Source organism: Azospirillum sp. UFLA03-27, assembly GCF_059803775.1.
This window is the reverse complement of the sequence record NZ_JAUQTX010000408.1, coordinates 1-3,446: the sequence shown is the minus strand read 5'-3', so window position 1 is coordinate 3,446 and position 3,446 is coordinate 1. Positions and strand designations below refer to the sequence as shown.

Here is a 3,446-nt window from a genome sequence, read left to right as displayed (position 1 = left end):
GCGTATAATCGTCGGCAGCGTCAGATGTGTATAAGAGACAGGCCCCAACCCCATCGCCGCGGCCTGGATGCACGGCGACATCATGGGGACCAAGCCGACCTCCGTCGGCCACCAGGAAGGGCTGGGCGTCGCCGCCATGATCGACCAGGAACGGACCTTGGCGGAGCGGTTCGGCATCCCTTTCCTGTTCCTCGCCCGGCCCGGCGCCTATGGCAGTTCCGGCCGTTTCTGGACGACGCGCCACACGCCGCGCGAGGCGGTCCTGATGAACGCGCTGCTCGACGTCCTGAAGGCCCGCTACGGCGTGAAGGAATGGGCCCTGGGCGGCCACAGCGCCGGCGGCACGCTGACCGCGGAGTCCCTGGCCCGCCGCCACGACCTGCGCTGCGCGGTCATCTCCTCCGGCGTGCCGGCCTACCGAGCCTATCTGGAGGCGCGCGGACTCCAGAGGGTGCTGGCCCGCCCGCAGGGCTGGTTTGACCCCGCCGACTCGCTCGACCGCATCCCGCCCGATCCCGAACGCCGCGTCTTCGTCATCGGCGACCCGCGCGAGACCAACATTCCGTTCCACACCCAGCGCGGCTATTTCGACGCCTTGGTGGAGCGCGGGCACGCGGCGTGGCTGGTGCCGCTGGAGCGGGCGCCTGCCCCGCGTCACCACAGCCTCGTGGACTTCGGCGAAACCGCTCTCGGCCTGTGCGGGTCCGGCGCCGACACCGGGCGGATCCTGGCGACGCTCAAGGCCATGCCGGACCAGCGGGACCGCATCAGCAACTGACGGCCGGAACGCAAGAAGAACGGTCGGGTTGACCCTCGGAAGGGCGGCCCCTACTCTTCGGACACGGTTGTCGGCGGGACGGCGTTTTTGACCGGCCGCCCGCGCAAGGGGAAGACGCATGACGGGGATCGCCACCATTTCCCAGCGGATCTGGGACATGAAGTACCGCTTCAAGTCCGCCGCGGGCGACCCCATCGACCAGACCATCGCCGACACTTGGCGCCGCGTCGCCACGGCGCTCGCCGCGCCCGAGTCCGATCCGGCGGTGTGGGCGCCGCGATTCGAACGGGCGCTGTCCCGCTTTGAGTTCCTTCCCGCCGGACGCATCCTGGCCGGGGCCGGCACCGGGCGGACGGTGACGCTGTTCAACTGCTTCGTCATGGGACGGATCGAGGACGACCTCGGCGCCATCTTCGCCCATCTGCGCGAAGCGGCGCTGACCATGCAGCAGGGCGGCGGCATCGGCTACGACTTCTCCACCCTGCGACCCAAGGGTGCCCTCGTGAAGGGTGTGGGCGCCGACGCCTCCGGCCCGCTGTCCTTCATGGATGTGTGGGACAGCATGTGCCGCACCATCATGTCGGCGGGCGCCCGACGCGGCGCGATGATGGCGACCCTGCGCTGCGACCACCCCGACATCGAGGACTTCATCGACGCCAAGCGCGAGCCCGGCCGGCTGCGCATGTTCAACCTGTCGGTCCTGGTCACCGACGCCTTCATGGACGCCGTGCGCGCGGACCGGCCCTGGCCGCTGGTCTTCGACGGTCAGGTCCATCGCGAGGTGCGGGCCCGCGGCCTGTGGGACCGCATCATGCAGGCCACCTACGCCTATGCGGAGCCGGGCGTCATCTTCATCGACCGGGTGAACGGGCAGAACAACCTGAATTATTGCGAATCCATCTCCGCCACCAACCCATGTGGGGAGCAGCCGCTGCCCCCCTACGGAGCCTGCCTGCTCGGCTCGATCAACCTCGCCGCCCTGGTGATCGACCCGTTCGAGGAGACGGCCCGGCTCGACACCGACCGGCTGAAGGAACTGACGGCGCTCGCCGTGCGGATGATGGACAATGTGGTCGACGCCTCGCGCTTCCCGTTGGAGCCGCAGGCGCGGGAGGCCCACGCCAAACGCCGCATCGGGCTGGGCGTCACCGGGCTGGCCGACGCGCTGATCCTCTGCCGCACGCGCTACGGCGGCGAGGCGGCGGTCGCGCTGACGGAGTCCTGGCTGAGGACCATCCGCAACGAGGCCTACCGCGCTTCCGCCCTGCTCGCCGCGGAGAAGGGCGCGTTTCCGCTCTTCGACCACGACGCCTATATGGCTGCCCCGATGGTGCGCGGGCTGGACGAGGACGTGCGCGGCCTGATCGCGGAACATGGCATCCGCAACGCGCTTCTGACCTCGATCGCGCCGACCGGGACGATCTCGTTGTTCGCCGACAACGTGTCGTCGGGAATCGAGCCGGTCTTCTCCTACAGCTACGAGCGCGCCGTCCTGATGCCCGACGGCACCCGCCGGACGGAGGAGGTGAGCGACCATGCCTACCGCCTGTTCCGCGCGCGGTTCGGGAGCGAACAGCCTCTGCCCGACTGGTTCGTGGACGCGCAGTCGCTGACCCCGGCGGAGCATGTGGTGATGCAGGCGGCGGCCCAGCGCCATGTGGACAGCTCCATCTCCAAGACCATCAACTGCCCGGAGGACCTGCCCTTCGACGCCTTCAAGGACGTCTATTGGCAAGCCTACGAGTTGGGTTGCAAGGGCTGCACCACCTACCGCCCGAACGCGGTCACCGGCTCCGTCCTGTCGGTGAAGAAGGGGGGCGCGACTCCGTCCCCGACCCAGGCCGCCGATCCCACCGCGGCCCCGGGCGCCATGGCGTCGTCCAAGCCGCCCGACCGTCCGGAGACCCTGCCGGGCGAGACCTACAAGGTGCGCTGGCCGGACAGCGACCACGCCATGTACATCACCATCAACGACATCGTGGAGAACGGGCGCCGCCGGCCTTTCGAGGTCTTCATCAACTCCAAGAACATGGAGCATTACGCCTGGACCGTGGCGCTGACGCGGATGATCTCAGCGGTGTTCCGCCGCGGCGGCGAGGTCGGCTTCGTGGTGGAGGAGTTGAAGGCGGTCTTCGATCCGCGCGGCGGCGCCTGGATGCAGGGCCGCTACGTCCCGTCCCTTCTGGCGGCCATCGGTGACGTGATCGAACGGCACCTCAAGGCCATCGGCATGCTGCCGGACGAAAGGGCCGCCGACGGGACGCTGACTGTGCTGCCGACCGCCGACGCCGCCCCTGGTCCCGCGCCGTTGGTCATCGGAGCCGAGCCGGCCAATCTCCGGCAATGCCCGAAATGCGGCCAGCCCGGCCTGATCCGGCAGGAAGGCTGCGACAGCTGCCTGAACTGCGGCTATTCGCGATGCGCCTGAGGGCGGTCAGCACCGCGACGGCTCTCCGGATGTCGGTTTGCGCATAAGCTGCGAATGACACCTCATAAGCTGAGAACTGCCACTCCATAAGGTGAGAATCCGACGAGTGAAGCGAAAGGGGCCGAACGGCCCCTATCAGACTCCGGATGCAGATCAGTGGCCGCTAGCAGGCTGCGGAAAAAGGCTATGCCCGGCCTGCCGGTCGTGATTCTCTCCGGTTGAAGAGAATGCGGCCGGTGA

2 protein-coding genes are annotated in these 3,446 nt (G+C 68.6%); both read left to right on the top strand.

Going from position 1 to position 3,446, the window contains the following annotated elements:
* Positions 1-82 precede the first annotated feature (82 nt).
* The gene (locus tag Q4I23_RS31565) at positions 83-778 is read left to right on the top strand and encodes an alpha/beta hydrolase family protein (protein ID WP_498528838.1); all 696 of its coding nucleotides are present in this window, start codon (positions 83-85) and stop codon (positions 776-778) included.
* Between the two features lie 118 nt (positions 779-896).
* Positions 897-3,206 (top strand): adenosylcobalamin-dependent ribonucleoside-diphosphate reductase, encoded by a 2,310-nt coding sequence (locus Q4I23_RS31560; RefSeq protein WP_498528837.1) that lies wholly within the window; start codon positions 897-899, stop codon positions 3,204-3,206.
* Positions 3,207-3,446 lie beyond the last annotated feature (240 nt).